This is a genomic window from Sphaerimonospora sp. CA-214678, from assembly GCF_050942215.1.
Lineage (GTDB): Bacteria > Actinomycetota > Actinomycetes > Streptosporangiales > Streptosporangiaceae > Sphaerimonospora.
On the sequence record NZ_CP192056.1, the window covers coordinates 1904909 to 1929135 of the forward strand.

The following is a 24227-nucleotide window of genomic DNA, read 5'->3' on the forward strand; positions in this document are numbered from 1 at the left end:
GGAGCGGGAGGAAGCGGCGACCGCACGCGAAAGCCCGTGGGAGCGGGTTTTCGCGTGCGGACCGTGGCCGTCGTGGACCCTCGCCGGGGCCACGCCGACGCGGGGGAAGGACACGGCGGCCACCTCCCGGCGCATCCCCGGGTGGAGGGACCAGGCCGTAGGCGGTCAGCCCTTGATGGCGCCGATGATGACCCCCTTGGTGAAGTGGCGCTGGACGAACGGATAGATGATCAGAGCGGGCACCACCGCGACCATCACGATCGCCATCTTGATGGCCAGCGTCGGCGGGGCGGCCTGGCCGTACGCGACCCCGGCGGTGCCCGCCGGCAGCGCGGCGGCGTTGACCACGTACTCGCGCAGCACCAGCGCGAGCGGCCACTTGGCCGAGTCGTCCAGGTAGAGCATGGCGTTGAACCAGGCGTTCCAGTAGCCCACGGCGTAGAACAGCGCGATCACCGCGGTCACCGCCTTCGACAGCGGCAGCACGATCCGCCACAGGATGCGGAACTCGCCGGCGCCGTCGATGCGGGCGCTGTCGAGCAGCTCGTGCGGGATGTTCATGAAGAACGCCCGCAGCACCACGATGTTGAACGCCGACACCGCCGACGGCAGGATCAGCGACAGGTAGTCGTTCTTGAGCCCGAGTGAGGCGACCAGCAGATAGGTCGGGATCAGGCCGGGGAAGAACACGAACATCAGCAGCACGCTGAACAGCAGCGGCCGGTGCAGGAACGAGCCCGGCCGTGACAGTCCGTACGCGCCGAGCACGCTGACTCCGAGGCTGAAAGCGGTGCCCACCACGGTCACCCCGGTGCTGACCAGGATCGCGTGGCTCACCACGGTGTCGGAGAAGATCTGCCGGTAGGCGTCGAACGTGATGCCGTCGGGCACCAGCACGAGCCCGCCCGCCTCGTTGACGGTCTTCGAGCTCGACAGGCTCGTCAGCAGGATCGTGTAGAGGGGGAAGAGCACCAGCAGCAGGACGACCACTATCGTGCCGCCCTTGCCGAGCCGCCCGGCGAGCGACCCCGGCTCCTCCCACGGCGCCCGTCCGGGTTTCTGCGCGATCGCGCTCATGACTTGGAGAACACCCCCCGCTCGCCCAACGAGTGGGCCACCCGGTTCGCCACCAGGATCAAGATCAGTCCTACCAGTCCCTTGAACAGACCGGCGGCCGCGCCGTACCCGAAGTCCCCGGTGCGCAGACCCGAGTAGTAGGCGAACGTGTCGAACACCTCCGAAACCGCGCTGCCGACCGCGCTGCGCTGGAGCATGAACTGCTCGAAACCGACGTTCAGCGCGTCGCCCAGGCGGAGGATCAGCAGGAGCACGATCACCGGACGCAGTCCCGGCAGCGTGACGTGCCACATCCGCCGCCACCGCCCGGCGCCGTCGACGGCGGCGGCCTCGTAGAGATGGGGGTCGATCGTGCTGAGCGCCGCCAGGAACACGATCGACCCCCACCCCGTGTCCTTCCAGACGGTCTGCGAGGTGACGAGCAGGATGAACGTCTCCGAGTGCGTCATGACGTCGATGCCCTCGTGGCCGTGCTCACGCAGGATCTGCGCGAGCAGACCGGCGCCGCCGAGCATCTGCTGGAAGATCGCGACCACCAGCACCCAGGAGAAGAAGTGCGGCAGGTAGACGACGCCCTGCACGAAGGCGCGCAGGCGCGGCGACATGATGCTGTTCAGCAGCAGTGCGAGCGCGATCGGCACCGGGAAGTAGAAGACGAGCTGGAACGCGGTGATGCCGAGGGTGTTGACCACCGCGTGCCCGAACTGCGGGTCGCCGAACAGCTGTGCGAAGTTGGTGAAGCCGATGATCGGGCTGCCCAGGATGCCCCCGCTGTAGGGGTTGTAGTCCTGGAACGCGATCGCGTTGCCGAGCGTCGGCACCCACCAGAAGGCCGTGACGAGCACGACCATCGGCGCGGCCATCAGCAGCAGTGGCCAGTCTCGTCGCAGCCTGGCCCGCCGGTCCGTCGAGCGCGGGGAGAAGCGTGCGGAGGAGGGCTCGGCCCGGGTCAGGTCGGGCCGAGCCCCGTCTCTGCGATCCCGGGCTGCGCGGCCCCCGGATCCGCGAGCCTTGGATCCCGTCGTCATGCTCACAACCGGCCGTTCTCCCGGGCGACCTTCATGTAGAACTCCCGGGCCTCGTTGCCGCCCTGCTCCTGCCAGTCCTTGACGACCTGCTTCCACTCGGAGATCGGCCGCTTGCCGCGGAAGATCTCCTGCATCTTGTCCTCGGTCGGCGTGACCAGCCCCGACATCTTCGCCGGCATCTCCACCCGGATGCCGACGAACGGGTCGTTCTCGATGAAGTGCGCCGCTTTGGTCTGCCAGCCGTGGTAATCCTGCACGTAGTTCGGATACTGCGACTCGGTGATCGCGCCGGGGCGGCCGGACAGGAACATGTAGGTGGGCTGGGCCTCCTTCTCGCCGAGCGCGGTGCGCTGCACCAGCCCGTCCTTGATCGTGTAGTGCTTGCCCTCGACGCCATTGCTGAGAAGGTCGTTCTCCATCGTCCCGAACGGCGCCGAGCACCAGTTGGCGACGCCGAGAAGCTCGTGTATCCGGTCGTCGGGCAGGCCCTTCTTGATGAAGCAGAACATGCCGGCCGGCTCGTTGCGCCAGATGATGACCTTGCCGCCGGGACTCGCCGGGTACGGATCGGCGGCGGCGATGCGCAGCTCGGGGTTGTCGGCCAGGTAGGTGCCGTACAGCTCGCGCCAGGCGCCGGGGCCCTCCTTGTAGATGACGAGCTGACCGGCGCCGAAGGGCGTCTTGTTGTCGGCGTCCTTGTTGGCGACGATGTCCGGGTGCACCCAGCCGCTCTCGAACAGCTTGACCATGAACTCGATGTGCTGCTCGAACTCGGGGGTCTCGTACTTGTGGACGAGCGTGCCGTCCGGCTGCTTGCGCCACTCCTTCGGCACGCCGAACGCCCGCTGGACCTCCTGGTCCATGCCGCCGAACGCCCAGCGCTTCTTCTTGGGGTCGGTCAGCTCCTTGCCCAGCGTGAGCAGGTCGTCGGCGCTGGCCGGCATAGGCAGGCCGAGCTGGTCGAGGATGTCCTTGCGTGCCAGCGTCAGCAGCACGTAGGGCGCGTTCTGCCACGGGATGCCGTGCAGCACCCCGCCGTACACGCCGAACTGCCAGGCCGCGGTGTCGTAGGCCGCGAGCATGGGGTAGGCCTTGGCCTTGTCGCCGGCCAGGTAGGGGGACAGGTCGGCGAAGAGCTTGTTGGCGGCCTCGGGGAAACGCGCGATCTTGTTGGCCTCCCAGCCGGGGATCTGGATCATGTCGGGCACCTCCCCGCTGGCCAGGATCGCGGTGAGCTTCTCGCCGTAGGTGTTGCCGTCCTGGATGTTGAACCGTACGACCCCGCCGAGCTGCTCGTTGACCGCGTCGTAGTAGGCGTTGCCGCCCAGCCCGGGAGGCACCTTGCCCCACAGCGGGGTCATCGCGGTGATCTCCTTGCCGCTGGTGATCGGCTTCTCGGCGATCGCCTGCACGAACGTGGCCGGCCTGGACAGGAACCCGGGCTCGACGAAGTCGGCGGCCGGGAGGTCCGGGGTGAGGCCCGGTACGCTGAACGGGATCCGGTTCGGCACGAGCGTATTGAGCTTGTCCGCCGCGACGGCCGTGCCCTTCGACACTTCCTTCTTCGCGGCGCAGCCCGTGAGACCGCCGGTGGCGGCCAGCACAGCACCGGCGCCCACTATGCCGAGAAAACCTCGCCGGCTCGTCGTCGCGCCTTCGGGGGATGGTGACACGGCGCGCTCCCTTCCACTGGATTCGGATAGAGTTTCCGAGTTAAAGTTAGTTAGTCTGGCAGCCAAACAAACTAGTCGAGGGGTCCGGTCGCCACAAGGGAGTGACCCGTTGATCTTTGCCGTAGCGAGGCGCCGCCCGGGCGGCCGCGGCAGGTAAGAAGATCTATGGGAAACGACCGGAAGATGAGGCCGAGCGGGAACGGGGACGACTCTTGATCACATCGCATAACGGGCCCCAACCGGCCGACTTCGCCGATGTCCGGGCGACCAACCTGGCCGTCGTGCTGCGGTTCGTACGGGAGAACGCGCCGTGCTCACGCGCCGACATCGCCGCCTCGACCGGACTCAACAAGGCCACCGTGTCGAGCCTCGTCGCCGACCTCATCGACCGCAGGCTGCTGCGCGAGACCGGGCTGACCGAGCACCGGGTCGGCCGGCCCGCCACCATGCTCGTCCTGGACGGCTCGCCGTACGCCGCGATCGGGGTCGAGGTCAACGTCGACTACATCAGCGCGGTCGCCGTCGACCTGAAGGGCGAGGTGCTGGTGAACTGGCGGCGGTCCTTCCCCGGCACGACCTCGACGGCGGCGCAGGCGGTGGTCGCGGTGGCGGCGATCGCACGACGGGTGATCAGCCGGATGACCAAGGAGGCCAGGCAGGTCCTGGGCCTGACCGTGGCCGTGCCCGGGCTGGTCGACCTGAACGGTTCGGTCCGGGTGGCCCCCAATCTCGGCTGGCGGGACGCCGACCTGTGCGGCGACCTCACCAAGGCGCTGCGCGACCCGGGCTTCCCCGTGCTGGTCGACAACGAGGCCAACCTCGCCGCGCTCGCCGAGCACCGGTTCGGCCGGCACGGGAACGCGACCGACCTCGTCTACCTCACCGGCGAGGTCGGCGTGGGCGCCGGGATCATCCTGGACGGCCGGCTCAGGCGCGGCGGGCAGGGCTACAGCGGGGAGATCGGCCACATCGAGATCGACCCTGCCGGCCGCCCGTGCCGGTGCGGCCGGCGGGGCTGCCTCGAGGCGGTCGCGGGAGTGGGCGCGATCCTGTCCCTGACCGCGCCGGACGCCTCTCCCGCCGAACTGGAGCCGGAGATCGACGAGGTCGCGCAGCGGGCCGGAAACGGCGAGCCGGAGATCCTGGAGCTGCTGGACGACGTCGGGCGCCACCTGGGCAGGGGCGCGGCGGTGCTGGCCAACCTGCTCGACCCCGAGGTGATCGTCCTCGGCGGCTACTACATCCCGCTCGCGCCGTGGCTGGTCGCCCGGGCCGAGGAGGAGATGCGCCGCCGGGTCATCGCGCCCGGCGGAGGCGGCTGCCGGCTGGAGGTCTCGACCCTCGGGTACGGCGCGGCCGCCCTCGGTGCGGCCGCCCGCGTGCTGGACTCGGTCGACTCCGGCCGCCTTCCGTCCCATCAGTGAGGCGGGTGCCTCAGTGAAGCCGCCACCTCAGTGAGGCGGGCGCCTCAGTGAAGCGGCCGTCGAATGGGTCTTGACCGAAGGCGGTGCAGGAGGCACTCTTCCGGATAAGCCCGAAACGACACCCTCGCGAATCTCGGTGACCCTTTCGAAGCGCTTCGACGAACGGCGATCGTCCGGCGCTTCCCCTCAGCCTCATCAACCCGGCACTTCGGCGCACCTGCTTCGAAGCGCTTCGACACGAAGGGCAGGTCTTCAGATGAACGAACCGCCGGCCTTCAGGAACCCCGGCCTGCCCGTCGCCGAGCGCGTGCGCGACCTGCTCGGCCGGCTGACGATGGAGGAGAAGATCGGCCTGCTGCACCAGTACCAGGCTCCGGTGGAGCGACTCGGACTGCGGCCGTTCCGCACCGGCACCGAGGCGCTGCACGGCCTGGCCTGGCACGGCCCGGCGACCGTGTTCCCCCAGGCCGTCGGACTGGCCAGCACCTGGGACCCGGAGCTGGTCCGGCGGGTGGGCTCGGCCACCGGGGACGAGGTGATGGCCTTCCACCACAAGGACCCCCAGGCGGTCGGCCGAAACGTGTGGGCCCCCGTGGTCAACCCGCTGCGCGACCCGCGGTGGGGCCGGAACGAGGAGGGCTACTCGGAGGACCCCTGGCTGACCGGTCTCATGGGCACCGCCTACTCGCGCGGCCTGTGCGGCGACGGCGGCCCGGACGGCAGCGGCGTGCTGAAGACCGCGCCCACGCTGAAGCACTTCCTCGCCTACAACAACGAGACCGACCGGTGCGTCACCTCCAGCGGGCTGCCGCCCCGGGTGCTGCACGAATACGAGCTCAAGGCGTTCCGCCCGGCGATCGAGGCGGGCGCCGCCGTGGCCGTGATGCCGTCGTACAACCTGGTCAACGGGCGCCCTGCCCATCTGTCGCCGTTGATCGAGTCGGCGCTGCGCGCCTGGGCACGCGACGACATCATGGTGGTCAGCGACGCCTACGCCCCGGCGAACCTGACCGGGATGCAGGCCTACCACCGGGACCTGCCCGAGGCGTACGCGCACGCGATCAAGGCCGGGCTGGACAGCTTCACCCAGGACGACGACGATCCGGCCGCCACCCTCGGCCACATCCGCACGGCGCTCGACCGCGGACTGCTCGCCGAAGGCGACATCGACCGGGCCGCCCGGCACCTGCTGTCGATCCGGGTCAGGCTCGGCGAGTTCGACCCGGCCACGCCGTACGACCAGATCACGCAGGACGTCGTGAACAGCCCGGAGCACCGGCGCCTGGCCAGGGAGGCGGCCAGGAAGTCGATCACGCTGCTCAAGAACGACGGCATCCTCCCGCTCGCCTCGCCCAAGACGGTCGCGGTGATCGGCCCGCTGGCCGACCACCTGATGGAGGACTGGTACAGCGGCACGCTGCCGTACCAGATCACGGTGCGCGGCGCGCTGGCCGAACGGTGCGAGGTCGTCTACTGCGAGGGCGTCGACCGGGTGGCGCTGCGCGCGGAGAGCGGCCCGATCGGCGTGTTCGACGTGTTCGACTGGGGTGGCGGGGCGCTCGCCTTCCGGTCGGCTGCCAACGGGCTGCACCTGTCCGTGGGGGAGGACGGCGTCCTGGTCAGCGACCAGCCCGGGCCGAACGGCTGGGAGGTGCGGCAGACGTTCCGCATGGAGGAGCGGCCGCGCGGCGTCGTGCTGCGGCACATCTCCACCGGCCGGTACGTCGCCGTCGACGGTGGCGTCGCCCGGATCACCGAGGACCCGGACGAGGCCGCCGTGCTGACCGTCGAGCCGGTCGCGTCCGGCACGGCCAGGGCGGCGGAGGCGGCGGCCGGGGCCGACGTCGCCGTCGTCGTGCTGGGCGACCACCCGCTCGTGAACGGCCGCGAGACCGAGGACCGGGCCGATCTCTGGCTGCCCGCCCGCCAGGAGGCGCTGCTGCGGGCGGTTCACGCGGCCAATCCCGCGACCGTGCTCGTCCTCAGCAGCGGCTACCCGTTCGCGGTGACCTGGGCCGACGAGCATCTGCCCGCTGTCGTGTGGTCCGCGCACGGCGGGCAGGAGTACGGCAACGCGCTCGCCGAGGTGCTGTTCGGCGACGAGGACCCCGGCGGGCGGCTCACCCAGACCTGGTACCGCTCGGCCGCCGATCTGCCCGACCTGCTCGACTACGACATCGTCACGACGGAGGCCACCTATCTCTACTTCCGGGGCAGACCGCTCTACCCGTTCGGGCACGGTCTCGGCTACGCGAGCTTCGCCTACTCGGATCTGACCCTGTCAGCGGCCGAGGTGGCCGAGGGCGACACGCTGACCGTGACGGTCACCGTGACCAACACGGGGGACCGTGAGGGCGAGGAGGTCGTGCAGGTCTACACCCGTCAGCAGCGCTCCCGGGTCAAGCAGCCGCTCGCGCGGCTGCGCGGGTTCGGCAGGGTACGGCTCGCGCCGGGCGAGAGCCGTACGGTGTCGGTGGAGATCCCGGTCGCCGAGCTGGCGATCTGGGACGTCACCCGCGGCCGGTTCGTACTGGAGGACGCCCCGCACAAGGTGCGGGTGGGACGGTCGTCGCGGGACATCCGCCTGTGCGCGCCGCTGCGGGTGAACGGCGAGACGATCCCGCCCCGCGCGCTGACCGCGTCGACCGGGCGGGGAGCTCTGAGCGCGGCCGACAACGACGAGTACGAGGGGGTCGTGCTGTGCGCCGCCGCGATCGACGCCGGGGACGCGGTCCGGGCCGCGGAGGCGGGAGCCTGGATCGTGTTCCGTGACGCCGATTTCGGGGACGCCGGCGCCGGTCCGTCCGGATGCGTGCTGGGCGTGTCGAGCACGGAGGGCGGCGTGCTCACGCTCCGTCTCGACGACCCGCTGTGCGGGGAGGCGATCGGGGCGGTGACCGTGCCGCCCACGGCGAACCGGCACGATTTCGTCCAGGTCGGCACGTCGCTGGCGCAGACCGCGGGAGTGCGCGATCTTTATGTCGTGTTCGAGAGCGAAGGGGTGACGGTGAGCACGCTGGAGTTCGCCCGGTGAGGACGGTCACGATAGCCGACGTGGCCAAGCACGCGGGGGTCGCGGTCAGCACCGTGTCGTACGTGCTGAGCGGCAAACGGGCCATCTCCGCGACCACCAGGCGGCGGGTGCTCGACAGCGTGCGCGCCCTCGGATACCACCCCAACGCCGGTGCGCGCGCCCTGGCCAGCAAGCGGGCCAACGTGATCGCCCTGGTGCTCCCGCTCCGCTCCGGCATGAACCTGCCCGTCCTCATGCAGTTCGCGACGTCCGTGGTGACCACCGCCAGACAGTACGACCATGACGTGCTGCTCATGACCGCCGACGAAGGGCCGGACGGGCTGCGCCGGGTGGCGGCCAGCGCCCTGGTCGACGGGCTGCTGCTGATGGACGTGGAGATTCACGACACCCGTGTGCCGCTGCTGCGCGAGCTGGTCGAACCGAGTGTGCTGATCGGTTTTCCCGCGGACCCGTCCGGGCTCACCTGCGTCGACCTCGACTTCGCCCGTGCCGGAGCGCTGTGCGCCGAGCATCTCGCCGATCTCGGTCATCGGCAGGTCGCGCTGCTCGGCGCCCCGCATGTGGTCTATGAGAGAGGAACCGGCTTCGCCGAGCGCACGCTGGCGGGGTTCGTCGAGGCGGCGCGGCGGCACGGGGCCGAGGCGTGGGCTCGGCCGTGCGAGGAGTCCTTCGACGAGGTGCACGCGACCGTGAAGGTGCTGCTCGACGAGCACCCCGACCTTTCGGGGCTGGTCGTGCACAACGAGGCGGCGGTCGGCCACGTGCTGGCCGCGCTGCGCATGCTCGGCAGGCGGGTGCCCGGCGACATGTCGGTCGTGGCGATCTGCCCCGACGACGTCGCCGAGCGGACCAGCCCGGCGCTGACCTCCGTGCTCATCCCGGCCGAGGACGTCGGGCGTCAGGCGGTGCGGCTGCTGATGGCGAAGCTGGACGGCCAGGCCGTACCGGAGTCGACCCTGCTCGAACCCCGTCTGACGGTCCGGGACAGCACGGCCTGATCATGGCTCGCTTCCCTCGCCGCCGGCGCGTCTGCTCTTCCGGACGCGGGCCCTGGGGCCGGCGGGCGGCGCGCCCGCCCCGGATTCGCCGTTCGCGGGCTCGACGTTCGTGGATTCAGTGCTCGCCGGGTCGGTCTTCGCGGGCTTGACGCCCGCCGGTTCCATGTCCGTCGGCCGTGTCTTCGCGGTTTCGGTCTTCGCGGTTTCGGTCTTCCCGGGTTCGGTCTTCGTGGGTGCGGCGGCGTCCGATCCGCCGGTGCCGTGGGATTCCCTTCCGCGGGGTCCGCTGTCACGGGGTCCGCTGTCATGGGGCTCGCGCAGCGAGGCGATGACCGCGTCGGCCTCGGTGTCCGCCGCGAGGTCGCCGGCCTCCTCCGCCTCGCGCCGCTTGATGACCACCATGTGGTCGACGGAAGCGCGCCCGCCGCCGGTCACGGCCAGCAGCACCGACGCCGCCCCGAGCGCCACGATCAGCCGGATGTCGCCGCCGGTGAGCGGCAGCCCCGGGTCGCCGGCCGTCAGCACGAACACGGCCAGCGCCTCGGCGAACAGCAGCAGCCCGACCGCCGGTACGGCCAGGCCCGCGATCAGAAGCGTGCCGCCGACGATCTCGATCAGCATGGTGGCGGCCGCCCACAGTCCGGGCATCGGGGCCTGCAACTCGGCGAACTGCGCCCCGGTCGAGGTGAGGCCGGCCTCGAGCTTGTGCCAGCCGTTGACGAAGAAGATTCCGCCGACGCCGAGTCGGGCGGTCAGCGCGGCCAGGTCTTGCAGGCTTCTCTTCACGATGGTTGTCCCTGGGAGTGAGGGGGTCGCCCTTGGGTCGCGCGTCCTACGCGGGAACCCGTTCCGGCTCCTCGGCGCCGGGCGGGCGGGGGATGAACACGGCCACCGCCAGCGCGGTGAGGGCGAGCATCGCCACGCTGACGAGGACCGTGGAGTGCAGGGCGGTGACGAAGGCGGCGCGTGCCGCGTTCAGCAGCGTCTCGCCCGTGGCGCCGTCCCCGGTCTCGTGCGCGACGTGGGCGGCGGACGCGAGTGATTCACGGGCCTGGGCCATCAGGCGCTCGGGCACACCGGCGATGGTGCCGAGGGCCGGCGCGTAGATGATGGTGGTGATCGTGCCGAGCACCGCGATGCCGAGCCCGGCGCCCAGTTCGTAGGCGGTCTCCTCGATGGCCGCGGCACCGCCGGCCCGCGCCTCCGGGGCGGACGCCATGATCACGTCGGAGGCGCCGAGCAGCGCGACCTCGACGCCGAACCCGATGCCCACGAAGCACAGCGCGAGCATGACGGGATGCGATTCCGTCCCCCAGGTCAGGACGGGGGTGAGGGACAGGGCGGTGAGCGCCAGCCCGCCGCTGATCGTGGCCCGCACGCCGGCGCGCTGCAGCACGTGCGCGGCGGCAAGACCTCCGGCGACGGCGGCGACCATCAACGGCAGCATGCGGACGGCGGCCGCCGTCGGCGACAGGCCGAGCACGAGCTGGAGGTACTGGGCGAGCATGAGCTCCAGCCCGACGAGCGCGAAGATCGCCAGTGCCACGCAGGCCACGCCGGTGGAGAATCCCCGCTGCCGGAACAGCCGGATGTCCAGCAGCGGGATCGCGAGCCCGCGCTGGCGCCGTACGAACCAGACCAGCAGCGCCACGCCGCCGAGGAGCACGGCGATCGACGCGTCGCGCCCGATCATGTGCCCGGTCCCGGCCTCCTTCAGCCCGAACGCCACGGCCAGGATGCCGAGGGTCGACAGGGCGGCGCTGGTGGCGTCCCACGGCTGGTCCGGCCGCCGCGGCGACGGCGGGATGATCCATACGGCCACGGGCAGCAGGATGACGAGCAGCGGCACGTTGATGAGGAACACCGCGCCCCACCACAGATGCTCGACCAGGACGCCGCCGACCAGCGGGCCGACGGCGGCTCCCGCCGCCGCCACGGCACTCCAGACGCCGAGCGCGATGGCCCGCTCCCGCCGGTCGGTGAACACCTGCCTGATGATCGACAGTGTGGCCGGCATGATCATGGCGCCGCCGACGCCGAGGAAGGCGCGGGAGACGATGAGCGCCAGCGGGCTGCCGGCGAACGCGGCCGACAGCGAGGCCAGACCGAACACCACGTAGCCGGCGAGCACGAAGGGCCGTCTGCCGTACCTGTCGCCCAGCGTGCCGAACGTGATCAGCAGCGGCGCGACGACCAGGGAGTAGCTGTCGATGATCCACAGGAGCTGAACGGCGGACGGCTCCAGCGCGGCGGTCAGCGCGGGCACCGCGATGTGCAGCACCGTCGCGTCGACGGCGACCAGGAGCAGGCTGAAACAGAGCAGCACGAGGACCGGCCACCGGTTCACCCGGCGTTCTCGCACGACGCCTCCAGTGCGGACAGCGCCGGACTCGGTCTCAACCCCGACTATGATCATAGGCCGTTCAGTACTCCTCCTCCCGTATCTGAGAGGGCCCGCTCGGATACGCGTCCGCAGCTTAGGCCATCGGAAGGGGATCTCTCAGCCCTTCCGGTGATGTCCGGTACATATCGCCGGGCCGAGTGCGGGGGCCGTCGCGGCGCGCACACGCGCGCGCCGGATCCAACCATTCCCCCGTTGCTTGCGGTATAACCGGGGGGCGAAGCGGGGAGGCGGCGATGCGGGACTCCGACAGGGCACGGGCGGCGGGTCGCTTAAACCGGACCGCGGCCCATGAGCTGTTCGAACGGGTGCGCTTCCGCTATTTCCATCTGCCGCCGTTCGCGCGGCGCGCCATCTTCGCCCTGCTGCTCGTCGCGACCATGGGCGTGGCCGCCGCGCTCGACTGGTCGCTGGTCCCGACGTTCGTCAGCGCCGTCGTGGTGCTGGGTTTCCTCGCGCTCTCGCTCAGTTTCCCGCGTGCGGCGGCCACCGTGCTGGTGGTCGGGGCCTGGGGGCTCATGGTGCCGGCGCTGCTTCCGCTGGTCGGCGGCGAGCGGCTGGTGCCGTGGCTGATGACGCTGGCCATCCCGGTGGCGGTGGCCGCGCATCTGATCCGGTGGGTGCCGCCGTGGCTGACCACGCTGTCGGCGCTGCTCCCGGCGGGAGTGGTGGCCATCGCCATCGCCTCGTGGTCGCCGTCCGGCGCGCTCTGGGGCGCCTGCGGCGTTGCGGCGGCCGTGCTCGTCTACCGCCTCGTGCTGGCACACCGGGTGCGCGCCGAGATCGAGCGTCAGCGGTCCGGCGACGCCGTCCAGCCCCAGCAGCTGACCGCCCGGCAGCGGACCGCGCAGCAGAAGACCGTCCAGCAGCGGGTGCGGGCCGGCGGCCGACAGGCCGCCGGCGGCGACCCGGTGCCGCCGCCGCCGATCACGGTCGAGCAGGCGCTCGGCGAACTCGAGGCGATGATCGGGCTTGAGCCGGTCAAAGAGCAGGTCCGCGCGATCGCCGCGTCCATCGAGGCGGCGCGCCTGCGCCGGGAGGCGGGTTTCGCCAATGAGCGCCCGATGCGGCACTTCGTCTTCGTCGGCCCGCCGGGGACCGGCAAGACGAGCGTGGCCCGTACGGTAGCCAAGATCTTCTACGCCTTCGGGCTGCTGGAGACGCCGTTCGTCGTCGAGGCCCAGCGGGCCGACCTGGTGGGGGAGTACCTGGGGGCCACCGCCATCAAGACCAACGAGCTCATCGACAGCGCGCTCGGCGGCGTCCTGTTCATCGACGAGGCGTACGGACTGATCAACTCCGGGGACGGCCAGCCCGACAGGTTCGGCGCCGAGGCGGTGCAGACGCTGCTGAAACGGGCGGAGGACGACCGCGACCAGCTGATCATCATCCTGGCCGGCTACGAGCGGGAGATGAACGAGTTCCTGTCGTCCAACCCGGGGTTGTCGAGCCGGTTCGCCGGCCGGGTGCGCTTCCCGAGCTACTTCCCCGACGAGCTGCTGGAGATCACCGAGGCGCTGCAGGAGCGGCGGGGGGACCGGCTCGCCGCCGACGCGCGTCCCGTGCTGCGCGGGATGTACGAGGACGTCCGGCGCCGTGGCCTGATCGACGAGCTGGGCAACGCCAGGTTCGCCCGCAGCCTGGCCGAGGCCGCGGCCCAGGCGCGCGACGTGCGGGTGGTGAGCGCCGGTGGAGCCCCCCGCGGCGAGGACCTGGTCACGATCACGATGGGCGACGTCGTCAAGGCGTTCGACGAGATCACCGCACGGTACCGCGGCTATCAGGCGACCCCGACGCTGGAGGAGGCGCTCGCCGATCTCGACCGGATGGCCGGGCTCGAACCGGTCAAGCGGCAGGTGCACGCGATCACGGCGCAGCTCAAGGTCGCGCGGATGCGCCAGGAGCAGGGCCTGCCCGTCCAGGCGCAGATGCGGCACTTCGTGTTCGTCGGGCCGCCGGGGACCGGCAAGACGACCGTGGCCCGCATCCTGGGCCGGATCTTCTCCGCGCTGGGCCTGCTGGCCCGTCCCGACGTGGTCGAGGCGTCCCGCGCCGACCTGGTGGGCCAGCATCTCGGTGCGACCGCCATCAAGACGAACGAACTGGTCGACCGGGCGCTCGGCGGCGTGTTGTTCATCGATGAGGCCTACGGCCTGGTGAACGCGGGTTACTCGGGCGGCGACGCCTTCGGCGCAGAGGCGGTGCAGACGCTGCTGAAGCGCGCTGAGGACGACCGCGACCGTGTGGTGATCATCCTGGCGGGCTACGAGCGGGAGATGGACGCGTTCCTGTCCACCAATCCCGGGCTCGCCTCCCGATTCGACCAGCGCGTGTCGTTCCCCTCCTACAGTCCCGCCGAGCTGACCGACATCGCCAGGTTGCTCGCGGCCGGGGCGGGCGACCGCTTCGACCCGGCGGCGGCGCGTGACCTCGCCGACGTCTTCGACTGGGTCTGCCGTGAAGGGCTGATCGACGGTCTGGGCAACGGCCGTTTCGCCCGCTCGCTCTACGAGAGGGCCGCCCTGCGGCGTGACGTACGGCTGGCCGACCAGGGCTCGGCCAACGCGGCGGAGCTGACGACGATCACCAGCGCCGACGTACGCAGCGCAGTGGACGAATTGTCGTGAAACCTGGGTAGTTGTGCGGAACCTCCGGTTTTGCTGGTGAAGTGTCTCGATGGCCAGGGATGATTACACTCAGCTACTGATCTAATGCATAAAGTGGCTGACTGGATCGGAGACGCAAGTGAGAGCACGATGGCCGCTTGCCCTGGTCGCACTGATCGCCGTGGTGGCCGCCGGCGCCTGCAGCGGCACGCCGGCCCAGGACGGGCCTGACGGCGCTCTGCCTCCGTCTCCCGTCAAGGCCCTGGACATCAACCCGCTGGCCCGGGAGAAGGTGAAGGACGGCGGCACGCTGCGGTGGGGGATCATCGACTTCCCCGTCCAGTGGAACCAGAACCACATCGACGGCGACACCCACAGCGTGGACGTGGTGATGGACGCGCTGATGCCGCGCGCTTTCCGGTCGGACGAGCGGGGCCGGGTCTCACTCGACACCGACTACGTGACCAACGCGCGGGTCACCGCGACCTCGCCGCGCCAGGTCATCACCTACACCCTGAACCCGAAGGCCCGCTGGTCCAACGGGAAGCCGATCACCTGGGCGGACTTCGCCGCCCAGTGGAAGGCGATGGGCGGCCGGGACCGGGCCTACAGCGTCGACTCCCACATCGCCTACGAGAACATCCAGAACGTGACCAGGGGAGCGAGCGACCGGGAGGTGGTGGTCACGCTCACCCAGCCGTACAACGAGTGGCAGGCGCTGTTCTCGCCGCTCTATCCCGCCTCGACCAACTCCGCTCCCGAGGCGTTCGGCGCCGACTGGATCAACAAGATCCCGATGACCGCCGGGCCGTTCCGGGTCGAGCGGCTCGACAAGAAGGGCGGCGTGCTCACCCTCGCCCGCGATCCCGGCTGGTGGGGCGACCGGGCCAAGCTCGACAAGATCGTCTTTCGCAGGGTGCGGCCGGACGGCCTGGTCCGGGCGTTCACCAAGGGCGACGTCGACGTCTTCGACGTGGGCCCGTCCCCGGACAACTACGCCCAGGTGCGGGAGGCGTGGGACGCGGTCGTCAGGCAGGCGGCCGGCCCCGAGTACCGCCAGTTCACGTTCAACGCCGAGAGCGGGAACCTCTCCGATCTCAGGGTCCGTCAGGCCATGGCGATGGGTCTCGACCGCAAGGCCCTGATGGAGCTCGACCTGAAGGGGCTCGGCTGGCCGACCGTGACGCTGGACAACCACTTCCTCATGAACAGCCAGCGGGGCTATCGCGGCAACGCCGGGGAGCTGGGCGTCTACAATCCGCGGCGGGCCGGTGAGCTGCTCGACCAGGCGGGCTGGAGGCTTCCCGTCAAGGACGGCAAGCCGGGGAAGGTCAGGATGAAGGACGGCAAGCCGCTGACCCTGCGCTTCGTCGTCCCCGCCGGGGTCAAGGCGACCGACTCCGAGGCGCAGGTCGCCCGGCTGATGCTCCAGCGGATCGGGGTCGACGTGGTCGTCCAGGCCGTGCCGTTCAACGACTTCTTCGGCAAGTACCTCATTCCGGGCGATTTCGACATCACCGCGTTCTCGTATCCGGGCACTCCGTTCCCGATGTCGAACTCGTTCGACGTCTTCGCCGACGGCGAGAACATCAAGGGTGACGACATGAAGTGGTACTCCAACCTGGGGCGCAGCGGAAGCCGGCAGATCGACCAGGCGATGTACCGCGCGGGCAGCTCGCTCGACGACGAGCAGGTGACCGACCTGCTGAACGAGGCCGACAAGCTGGTCTGGCAGAAGGTGAACGTCCTTCCCCTCTACCAGGTCCCGCAGAACGTGGTCGTACGGTCCGGTCTCGCCAACATCGGCGCCAACGGACTCTACGACCTCAGGTACGAGAACGTCGGCTACGCGTCCTGATCCTCCCGGCGGGCCCCGAGGTCAGAGCGGTGGATCGTCGGGGATGTCGGCGATGTCGTCGAGGGCCGCGGCGAGCTCGCCCGGGTGGTCGCCGATCCGTTCGGCGATCTCGATCAGCACGTGCAGTACGTCGTGCCGATCGTGGCCGAGGTCGATCAGGCGCTGGGCGGCCTCCCACAGCTGCGGGGGGTCGCCCACCCACAGCCGGCCGGCGATCTCCTCATGCCAGGCCAGATGCTCCTCCAGGTCGGGCCGGTCCAGCTCGTCCGCGTGGTCGATCTCCAAGAGGATCCGCCGGTCCGCGTCGTCGGCCGGGTTCAGCAGGTCGAGCTGTGTCGAGCCGCGCATACCCTGCAGCAGGGGGAAGGCGAAGGCCCGCCGGGCCAGGGCGGACAGGTCGCCGTCCGGCAGCAGGCGCTCGACGAGCGCGCGGTCCAGGCCGAAGGTCGTCGGGTCGCGGTACGCCTCGGTGAAGCGCGACATCGCCTCCCAGACCGCGTCCAGCGTGGCGCGGACGCCCTGTTCGGGCAGTCCGATGCGGGGGGCGGCGAACCGCACCCACGCCGACAGCACATGCGGCATGGCGTCCTGCTCGGCCGGGGTGAGCAGCACCTTGCGCGGCAGCCAGTCCAGCAGGAACGTCTCACACTTGGCGGGGCTCACCCGCAGCGGCCGGCCCAGGTCGCGGTCGCAGCCGTAGTCGATGATGTGGTCGGCGCATCGGGAGGCCGCCGAGGGGTCGGAGAGGTTCTCCGCCGCGTCTGAGGCGAGGAACTCGGCGGCGAGCATCGCCCGCCGGTCCCGGCTGTAGGGGGCCTCGGCGTGCGCCGGAGCCGGACGCATCCGGCCCGGCGGCAGCGCCTTGATCCGCGCCCGCGCGAACGCGTGATAGGCGCTGTATCCCTCGCTCACCAGACGGGGGCCCTTGCGCGCGTGGGACGAGGCGGCCGCCTTCATCGCGAACTCCAGCAGCGCCCGCGCCTGCTGCGGCTCGATCTCCTCGAACCGCAGCAGCGGGTTGCCGGCCGCCTCGGTCCCGGCCTGCTCCAGCAGCTTGTCCACCTGGGAGGAGACCCAGGCGTCCCGGGCCATGCCGCCCATGTTGTAGTCGACGACCACGACCAGGGCGTGCGTGTCCTCCCCGTTGTAGGCGAATGTGCACACCACCGTGTCCTGGTCGCCGTAGACGTCCCTGGACACGTAGCAGCCGGCCGGTTTCACCGTGCCGACGCGCTCCGCCCACCGGGGCCGGGCCACGTCGGACTCCATCAACGCCAGGGCGGCGCCCTCCGCCTTGGCGGCCTGCCGGGTGGTGCCCAGGTAGGCGATGGAGATCAGCAGGGTCAGCGCCGCCGGGGTGCCCGCCTTGGCCGCGTAGTCCACGAGGCCCTCGCCGAGGACGTGCTCGACGTCGCCGCCGCGCAGCCGCTTGCCCCACCAGGCGCCGAGCATGTCGGACACCATGAGCTCGGCGTCCAGCGGGCTGCGCATGGCGAGCAGTTCCCGGGCCGCCAGCAGCATCTCCGCGAACACGTCGTCCGGTGGCCGGGTCGCCCGGGGGTCTCGCCGATGCCTGCGACTCACTGCATCTCGTTCCGCTCGCTCACGGACTCCACCTTCTCGCATTCCCGCGGGTAATCGCATCAGGAACGCGGGCCGGTGACTACCCCGTTATGGACGCCGGCCGCGGACGCCGTCGCGATCGCGGGGCGGGGTGGAGTTCACCAGGCCGAGCAGGCGCTCCCTGGCGACGCCTTCGACGATCTCGGGGGTGACGTCGAGCCCCAGGTGCCCGGCGCACGCCCGGACGTCCACGACGAGGCGGGACAGGACCGCGGCGGGAACGGTCGGGAACTCGGCGGCCAGCCGGGCGATCACAGAGTCCATGAGATCGCGCCGCGGCTCCGGCCGCCGGCCGCCGCAGATACGGACTGTGAGTGCGGACATGGGCTGCATCCTCGCTGAATGGGGACCTGCCGCCCCTTATTCCACAACTTTCCCGGCGGCTGTCAACCCTCCGTCTCCGGCCCGTCACGCTCGCCGATCCATAGACCGAATCGTGTTCGAGTGGCTCGCGGCCCCGGGTTCTGGCGCACTACGATGGCCCGACCGGAAAGGTATGGGAAGATGACCGCGGCGACGCCGGGTCGTACGGTGAGGAGGGGATGCCCGCGCCACCGAGCGGGAAGCGAGGCGGGCGACCGGGAAGTTGGCCGGACATCTTCCTGCGCGAGATGCCGGTCTTTTGACAGGATGCGTTGACCGCATGGCTGGCGGGGCTTCCGTCCGCCTATGCCGATCGCCGATGATGTAGGGCAGATCTGCGCTACCAATCACAGTTATGGAGATGTGCCTCGTGGGAGAGCCTGGCACGCGACGGAGGTGCCGACCATGAGCGCCGAAACCTCCGTGCCCCGGCCCCGGGAGTCCGGTTTGGACATCTCAGACTCCGACCTCTTCAGAGGCCTGATGTCGGAGGCGCCGTTCGCCTTTGCCTTCTTCGACTCGTCCGGTCGCTTCGTCCGGGTCAACGCGACCTTCACCGAGATGACCGGTCACCCCATCGACCGGCATCTGGACCGTCTTCCGGCGGAGCTGCTGCCGGCCGACCTTACCGCCGTGATCGAGGCGGCGCTGCGCCGGGTCGGTGAGGACGGGCTGCCGGTCACCGAGCAGCGGATCAGGACCCGCGAGGAGAACGGCGACAGCCGTCACTGGGCGGTGTCCTTCTTCCCGATGCGCGGCGCGGAGGACGGCGAGCCGGGCGTCGCCCTGTTCGGCGTCGACCTGACCGAGCAGCAGATGGCCAGGGAACTGCTGCAGCGCAGCGAGGAGCGTTACCGCTCGCTCGTGGAGTCCCAGCAGCAGCTCGTCTGGATCACGTCGCCGAGCGGCGCGGCGGTCGAGGACGCCCCGCAGTGGCGGGCCATCACCGGCCAGGGGCTGGAAGAGTACCTCGCACACGGCTGGCTGGCGGCGGTCCACCCCGACGACCGCCCGGGGGCCGAGGAGGCGTGGCGTGAGGCGCTGCGCGGCCGCACCATGTTCGAGTGGAGCTACCGGGTGCGCACCCGGGCGAGCGGTTACCGCCATTTCGAGGTCAGAGCCGTACCCATAACGAGACACGGCCGGGTGGTGGAGTGGGTCGGCGCCAACACCGACGTCACCTCGCAGCGTGAGGCCGAGGAGATGCGGGGCCGCCTCACCGACCAGCTCGGCGCCGCCGCGCTGCGCACAGCGCGGCTGCAGGGCGCCACGGCCATGCTCGCCGAGGCGCTCACGGTCGAGCAGGTGGTGCAGGTCATCATCGACGTCGGCCGTACGGCCCTGGCCGCCGACCATTCCGCCGTGGCCCTGCTCGATCCCGAGCGGGGCACGCTCAAGCTGAGCAACAGCGGCGGCCTCACGGACGTGACCGGGGACGAGATCGACCTGTCCCATTCCAATGTGATGACGATGGCGGTCAACAGCCGGCGTCCGGTCTTCGCCGAGTCGCCCGACAGCCTGCGCACCCAGCTCGTCGACGCCGGCGGCGACGAGACCGTGGTCGCCGAGTTCCTTGCCCACACCGACGAGCGGGCCTGGGTGGGCCTGCCGCTGCTGGCGGCCGGCCGCGCCCTCGGCGCGCTGCGGTTCTCGTTTCTGCGGCCGCAGAAGATCTCCCAGGAGGACGGGGTCTTCTACGAGGCGCTGGCCGGCCAGTGCGCGCTCGCGGTCGAGCGGGCCACGCTGTTCGAGCGGGAGCACAGAACCGCCGAGACGCTGCAGCGCAGCCTGCTTCCGGAACGCCTGCCGGACGTCAACGGCCTGAAGCTGGCCAAGCTGTTCCTGTCCGGCTCGCGGCACGTGCAGGTCGGCGGCGACTGGTACGACGGGTTCGTCCTGCAGGACGGGCGGGTGGCGGCCGTCGTGGGCGACGTGATGGGCAAAGGCGTCAAGGCCGCCGCCGGCATGGGCCGGATCCGCAACGCGATGCGTGCCCTCGCGCTGACCAACCCGCCTCCGGCGGCGGTCCTCACCGGCCTCGACCGGGTCTTCGAGGCGACCGAGGAGGAAGAGCAGGTCACCACCCTGGCGTACATGGTCGTCGAGCCGGGCACGGGCGAGGGCACGCTCGCCCTGGCGGGCCATCCGCCGCCACTGCTCGTCTCGCCCCAGGGTACGGCGATCCTGCACGACACCGAGCCGGGCACGCCGCTCGGCTGGGCGACCAGCCGCAAGCAGTTCCGCTTCTGTGTGCCGCCCGGGCACACCGCCGTGCTGTACTCCGACGGCCTCGTGGAGAACCGCAGACGCGGGCTGGACACCGGCCTGCGGGAACTCGCATCGGTCGTGTCCGAAGCATCCCAGGAGGTGCTGAACAATCCGAGTATGCTGCTGGATTTCCTGGTGGAGCGCATGCTGGGCGGGTATGAACAAGATGACGATGTAACGGTTCTCGCGGTCCACGTGCCGCCGGCCACGAAGAGTGACTGAATGAATCAGTCATAACGGTTGCTTTCGGGTATCAGTGACCGCCTTCCGTACGCAGCAGTGTCTCAGGCGGCCTAGGGTGGAGGAGCAACCGGCGGGACGCGGCCGTATCACGTGCCGTGGCGTGCCACAATGGCATGTCGCGGTCCGCGCGACCTCACCACCGGAAAAGAAGAAACACCTGGGTCCATTCTCGCCATGCGTTCGTTCGAGAGGTGTTCGTGTCGCCTGCAAGTTCGACTCGCTCGAAGCCGTCGGAGCTGAACGAGCCAGTGATCCAGCAGCTCCTCGAGCGTGGGCGCTCGCAGGGTTTCCTCGAGTCCGAGGATGTCCGCAAGGCCTTCGAGGAAGCGGACATCCCGCTGTCGCACGCCGCTGGATTCCTGCGCAGCCTCAGCAAGGAGGGCGTCACCGTCGTGGTGACGGCGGCGGACTCCGCTGCGCCCAAGCGATCCCGAGGCCAAGCCAAGCGCCGTTCAGCCGCGCCCGTCAAGAAGACCACCAAATCCGCGGCCGCGAAGGACTCGCAGCCGGAGACGGTCACCGCCGTGGTGACCGATTCCGCGCCGGCCGCCAAGCCGGAGGCGAAGCCCGCGGCCAAGCCCGCCGCGAAGTCGCCGGCCAAGCCCGCCGCGAAGAAGGCTCCGGCCAAGCCCGCCGCGGCCAAGAGCAGCGCGGCCAAGAGCGCCGCGGGGAAGCCGCCGGCCAAGGCCGGGTCCGCCAAGAAGGGGGCGCCCGCCGCCCAGGACGCGCCGGCGGCCGGTCCCGCACAGAAGGCGCAGAAGGCGCAGAAGGCGGATTCCAAGCCCAAGTCCGCTGATCTGGCCGAGGACGAGGAGGACATCGACCTCGAGGCCGACGTCGAAATCGAGGACTTCGAGATCGAGGTCGGCGATGACGAGGTCGAGACCGAGACCGAAGCCGAGGCGGAGACCGAGACCGAGGCCGAGGAGCAGCCCAAGGAGGGGGCCGCCGCCCAGTCCGAGGACGAGGTGCTGATCCTCAGCGACGACGATGACGACGCGCCCGTCGCCCAAGTGGCCGCGGCCGGCGCCACCGCCGACCCGGTCAAGGACTACCTCAAGCAGATCGGCAAGGTGCCCCTGCTCAACGCCGAGCAGGAGGTCGAGCTCGCCAAGCGGATCGAGGCGGGCCTGTTCGCCGAGGAGCAGCTCGCGGGCGACGGCGACGGTCTTCCCGTCGACGTCCGGGCCGAGCTGGAGTGGATCGCGGAGGACGGCCGCCGCGCCAAGAACCACCTGCTGGAGGCCAACCTCCGGCTGGTCGTCTCACTGGCCAAGCGGTACACCGGCCGCGGCATGCTGTTCCTGGACCTGATCCAGGAGGGCAACCTGGGCCTGATCCGCGCGGTCGAGAAGTTCGACTACACCAAGGGCTACAAGTTCTCCACCTACGCCACGTGGTGGATCCGGCAGGCGATCACGCGGGCCATGGCCGACCAGGCGCGGACCATCCGCATCCCGGTTCACATGGTCGAGGTGATCAACAAGCTCGCCCGGGTCCAGCGGCAGATGCTGCAGGACCTCGGCCGTGAGCCGACGCCGGAGGAACTGGCCCGCGAGCTGGACATGACCCCGGAAAAGGTCATCGAGGTTCAGAAGTACGGCCGTGAGCCGATCTCGCTGAGCACCCCTCTCGGTGAGGAGGGCGACAGCGAGTTCGGTGACCTGATCGAGGACTCCGAGGCCATCGTCCCGGCCGACGCCGTCAGCTTCACGCTGCTGCAGGAGCAGCTGCACTCGGTGCTCGACACGCTGTCGGAGCGCGAGGCCGGCGTGGTGTCCATGCGGTTCGGTCTCACCGACGGGCAGCCGAAGACCCTCGATGAGATCGGCAAGGTCTACGGCGTGACCCGCGAGCGGATCCGCCAGATCGAGTCCAAGACCATGTCGAAGCTCCGTCACCCCTCCAGGTCCCAGGTGCTGCGCGACTACCTCGACTAGGGAGTGCCGCCCGCGTGAGCGGGCGATTCCGAGGCCCGATCAACTCGGGAGGCGGCGCGGTCACGTACGCGCCGTGATCGGCCTCGGAACCCTGGAACCCCTCAGGGTCCCCCGATCACGACGTCCAGTGTCCAGGGCCTGCCCGGCGAGGGCGGGCCCGACAGCTCGGTCCGGTGCCCCAGAGCGGCCAGCGTCTCCGCGAGTTCCCGCGGGCTCCCCGGCCTGTCGGGGCTCTCCACGAGTGAGCGGGCCACCGCCCCCCGGGTCGCCTTCGCCATGTGGCTGACGACCGTCCGCTTTCCGCCGGACTCCCTCAGGACCCGTACGGCGACCGCCCGCTCGCCCGGCTGCCACGCCGCGGCGTAGGGGGCGGACCGCATGTCCACGACGAGGCCCTTCACCGGCTGGAGGGCGGCGGTGATCCAAGGCCGCCAGAACGCGGCGAGATTGCCCATGGGCGGCAGCCGTACGCCCATGGCGAGCCGGTAGGGCGGGACCCGGTCGGACGGCCGCAGCAGGCCCCACAGCGCCGAGAAGACCACGATCCGCCGGTTGGCCCGGCGGCGTGCCTCGGGAGAGAGCGTGGCCAGACCCAGATTGTCGTACAGCACGCCCGTGTAGAGATCGGCGACGGGCAGGGACCGCGCGGTGTGCAGCCCCCGGTTGCGTTCGATCTCACCCACCTGCCCGTCGGACAGGTCGAGCACGTCCTGGGCACGCGGCGAACGGCACAGCGCGACCAGGGCGTCGAGCATTTCGCCGCGCGGGGACGCCAGTTCGGGGAAGCTCAGCCGCCTTCGCTCCATGGTGCCCAGGGCGGCCTTCCCCTCCGACGGCGGGAGCAGGATCAGCACGAACCCCGACCCTATAGGGCACGTGGGCCGGTCCCGTACCGGGTTACCCTGTCGCGGTGGATCTCGAGCGATCGCTGTTCGACCGGCTTGTGGACGGGGGATGGCTGGCGCCGGGCCGGGTGGCGGCCGGCGGCTGGATCTACCGGCACGCGGGCGGAGTGACCAAGCGGGCGAACTCGGTCCTGCCGCTGGTCGCGGACGGGACGGGGACCGACCTGGCCGAGTCCGTGGCCGAGGCGGAGAGGTTCTACGCGGAGCTCGGCCTGCGCTGTGTGTTCTCGATCGGTCCCGGCGCGGTCGCCGGTCTCGACGCCGAGCTCGATCGGCGGGGCTACCGGGTGGCGGACCCCACGCTGATCATGACGGCGGCGCCGGCGCGGCACGCCGTACCGGACGGGGACGTCGTGGCGGGAACGGTCACGGCCTTGCCGTCGGAGCGGTGGCTGCGCACCTGGTGGCGGGTGGACGGCGGGCGACATCGCGCCGATGGCGACGTCCCGGCGATGGAATGGGCCCGGCGGATCATGACAGGCGTCCCGGCGGGCTACGTCCATCTCACGACGGACGCGGGCGCCGCCGTGGGCAGGGGCGTGGTGCAGGAGGACTGGCTGGGCGTCTACTGCATGGCCGTGGAGCCCGGGGCACGGCGCCGGGGGCTCGGGCGCTCGGTGCTGCGGAGGCTGCTCGCCTGGGGACGCGAACACGGCGCGGAACGCGCCTATCTGGTCGTTACGGAGGGCAACGCCGGGGCCCGCGCGCTGTACGAGCGGGAGGGCTTCACCGTCACCGGTCGTTATCACTACCGCGTCGCGCCCTGACGGGGGTCTCCTCCGAGTA

16 protein-coding genes are annotated in these 24227 nt (G+C 70.6%); 8 read left to right on the plus strand and 8 right to left on the minus strand.

The features are described from left to right. Positions 1 to 165 precede the first annotated feature (165 nt). Genes ACQP1K_RS08790 through ACQP1K_RS08800 form a run of 3 tightly spaced genes read right to left on the minus strand, consistent with a single transcriptional unit; the run spans position 166 to position 3778 of the window. The gene (locus ACQP1K_RS08790) at positions 166 to 1077 is read right to left on the minus strand and encodes a carbohydrate ABC transporter permease (protein WP_433500370.1); all 912 of its coding nucleotides are present in this window, start codon (positions 1075 to 1077) and stop codon (positions 166 to 168) included. Further along, entirely contained in the window at positions 1074 to 2105 is a 1032-nt protein-coding gene (locus tag ACQP1K_RS08795) for an ABC transporter permease (RefSeq protein ID WP_433500371.1), read from the minus strand. Before ACQP1K_RS08795 ends, ACQP1K_RS08790 begins: the two co-directional genes overlap by 4 nt. 2 nt (positions 2106 to 2107) lie before the next feature. Then, positions 2108 to 3778 (minus strand): extracellular solute-binding protein, encoded by a 1671-nt coding sequence (locus tag ACQP1K_RS08800; protein WP_433500372.1) that lies wholly within the window; start codon positions 3776 to 3778, stop codon positions 2108 to 2110. A gap of 212 nt (positions 3779 to 3990) precedes the next feature. Here ACQP1K_RS08800 and ACQP1K_RS08805 point away from each other — a divergent pair, with 212 nt between their 5' ends. From ACQP1K_RS08805 to ACQP1K_RS08815, 3 genes are all read left to right on the plus strand, one after another. Then, complete coding sequence (locus ACQP1K_RS08805) at positions 3991 to 5202, plus strand: ROK family protein (RefSeq protein ID WP_433500373.1); 1212 nt, start codon at positions 3991 to 3993, stop codon at positions 5200 to 5202. Positions 5203 to 5458: 256 nt separating this feature from the next. Then, positions 5459 to 8236 (plus strand): glycoside hydrolase family 3 C-terminal domain-containing protein, encoded by a 2778-nt coding sequence (locus tag ACQP1K_RS08810; protein WP_433500374.1) that lies wholly within the window; start codon positions 5459 to 5461, stop codon positions 8234 to 8236. Continuing rightward, positions 8233 to 9234, plus strand: coding sequence for a LacI family DNA-binding transcriptional regulator (locus tag ACQP1K_RS08815; RefSeq protein ID WP_433500375.1), 1002 nt, complete (start codon positions 8233 to 8235; stop codon positions 9232 to 9234). Before ACQP1K_RS08810 ends, ACQP1K_RS08815 begins: the two co-directional genes overlap by 4 nt. Here ACQP1K_RS08815 and ACQP1K_RS08820 read toward each other — a convergent pair whose 3' ends face one another. After that, positions 9235 to 10020, minus strand: coding sequence for a DoxX family protein (locus ACQP1K_RS08820; RefSeq protein WP_433500376.1), 786 nt, complete (start codon positions 10018 to 10020; stop codon positions 9235 to 9237). Positions 10021 to 10066: 46 nt separating this feature from the next. Further along, positions 10067 to 11596, minus strand: coding sequence for an MFS transporter (locus ACQP1K_RS08825; protein WP_433500377.1), 1530 nt, complete (start codon positions 11594 to 11596; stop codon positions 10067 to 10069). Positions 11597 to 11871: 275 nt separating this feature from the next. On the opposite strand from ACQP1K_RS08825, the gene ACQP1K_RS08830 reads away from it, so the two are divergent. Beyond that, a complete protein-coding gene (locus tag ACQP1K_RS08830; RefSeq protein ID WP_433500378.1) occupies positions 11872 to 14262 on the plus strand; it encodes an AAA family ATPase in 2391 nt (796 codons plus the stop codon). 118 nt (positions 14263 to 14380) lie between these two features. Continuing rightward, positions 14381 to 16099 carry an ABC transporter family substrate-binding protein gene (locus ACQP1K_RS08835; protein WP_433500379.1) on the plus strand — a complete coding sequence of 573 codons (1719 nt, stop codon included), beginning with the start codon at positions 14381 to 14383 and terminating at the stop codon, positions 16097 to 16099. A 21-nt stretch (positions 16100 to 16120) separates the two neighbouring features. Here the strand turns inward: ACQP1K_RS08835 and ACQP1K_RS08840 are convergent, their stop codons facing one another. Both ACQP1K_RS08840 and ACQP1K_RS08845 read right to left on the minus strand, forming a co-directional pair. Next, positions 16121 to 17620 carry a hypothetical protein gene (locus ACQP1K_RS08840; protein ID WP_433501521.1) on the minus strand — a complete coding sequence of 500 codons (1500 nt, stop codon included), beginning with the start codon at positions 17618 to 17620 and terminating at the stop codon, positions 16121 to 16123. 150 nt (positions 17621 to 17770) lie between these two features. Next, entirely contained in the window at positions 17771 to 18046 is a 276-nt protein-coding gene (locus tag ACQP1K_RS08845) for a hypothetical protein (RefSeq protein WP_433500380.1), read from the minus strand. Positions 18047 to 18490: 444 nt separating this feature from the next. Between ACQP1K_RS08845 and ACQP1K_RS08850 the strand changes: the two genes are divergently transcribed. Continuing rightward, positions 18491 to 20575, plus strand: coding sequence for a SpoIIE family protein phosphatase (locus ACQP1K_RS08850; RefSeq protein WP_433500381.1), 2085 nt, complete (start codon positions 18491 to 18493; stop codon positions 20573 to 20575). Positions 20576 to 20793: 218 nt separating this feature from the next. Beyond that, entirely contained in the window at positions 20794 to 22536 is a 1743-nt protein-coding gene (locus tag ACQP1K_RS08855; RefSeq protein ID WP_433500382.1) for an RNA polymerase sigma factor, read from the plus strand. Between the two features lie 101 nt (positions 22537 to 22637). Here ACQP1K_RS08855 and ACQP1K_RS08860 read toward each other — a convergent pair whose 3' ends face one another. Further along, complete coding sequence (locus ACQP1K_RS08860) at positions 22638 to 23390, minus strand: YaaA family protein (RefSeq protein WP_433500383.1); 753 nt, start codon at positions 23388 to 23390, stop codon at positions 22638 to 22640. 56 nt (positions 23391 to 23446) lie between these two features. Between ACQP1K_RS08860 and ACQP1K_RS08865 the strand changes: the two genes are divergently transcribed. Next, positions 23447 to 24208, plus strand: coding sequence for a GNAT family N-acetyltransferase (locus ACQP1K_RS08865; protein WP_433500384.1), 762 nt, complete (start codon positions 23447 to 23449; stop codon positions 24206 to 24208). Positions 24209 to 24227 lie beyond the last annotated feature (19 nt).

Bases quoted from the DNA above. Each gene is read 5' to 3' on its own strand.
- ACQP1K_RS08840 (WP_433501521.1), bottom strand. From the start codon at position 17,620: ATGCTGCTGGCGGCCCGGGAACTGCTCGCCATGCGCAGCCCGCTGGAC.
- ACQP1K_RS08795 (WP_433500371.1), bottom strand. From the start codon at position 2,105: ATGACGACGGGATCCAAGGCTCGCGGATCCGGGGGCCGCGCAGCCCGG.
- ACQP1K_RS08850 (WP_433500381.1), top strand. From the start codon at position 18,491: ATGAGCGCCGAAACCTCCGTGCCCCGGCCCCGGGAGTCCGGTTTGGAC.
- ACQP1K_RS08845 (WP_433500380.1), bottom strand. From the start codon at position 18,046: ATGTCCGCACTCACAGTCCGTATCTGCGGCGGCCGGCGGCCGGAGCCG.
- ACQP1K_RS08830 (WP_433500378.1), top strand. From the start codon at position 11,872: ATGCGGGACTCCGACAGGGCACGGGCGGCGGGTCGCTTAAACCGGACC.
- ACQP1K_RS08810 (WP_433500374.1), top strand. From the start codon at position 5,459: ATGAACGAACCGCCGGCCTTCAGGAACCCCGGCCTGCCCGTCGCCGAG.
- ACQP1K_RS08790 (WP_433500370.1), bottom strand. From the start codon at position 1,077: ATGAGCGCGATCGCGCAGAAACCCGGACGGGCGCCGTGGGAGGAGCCG.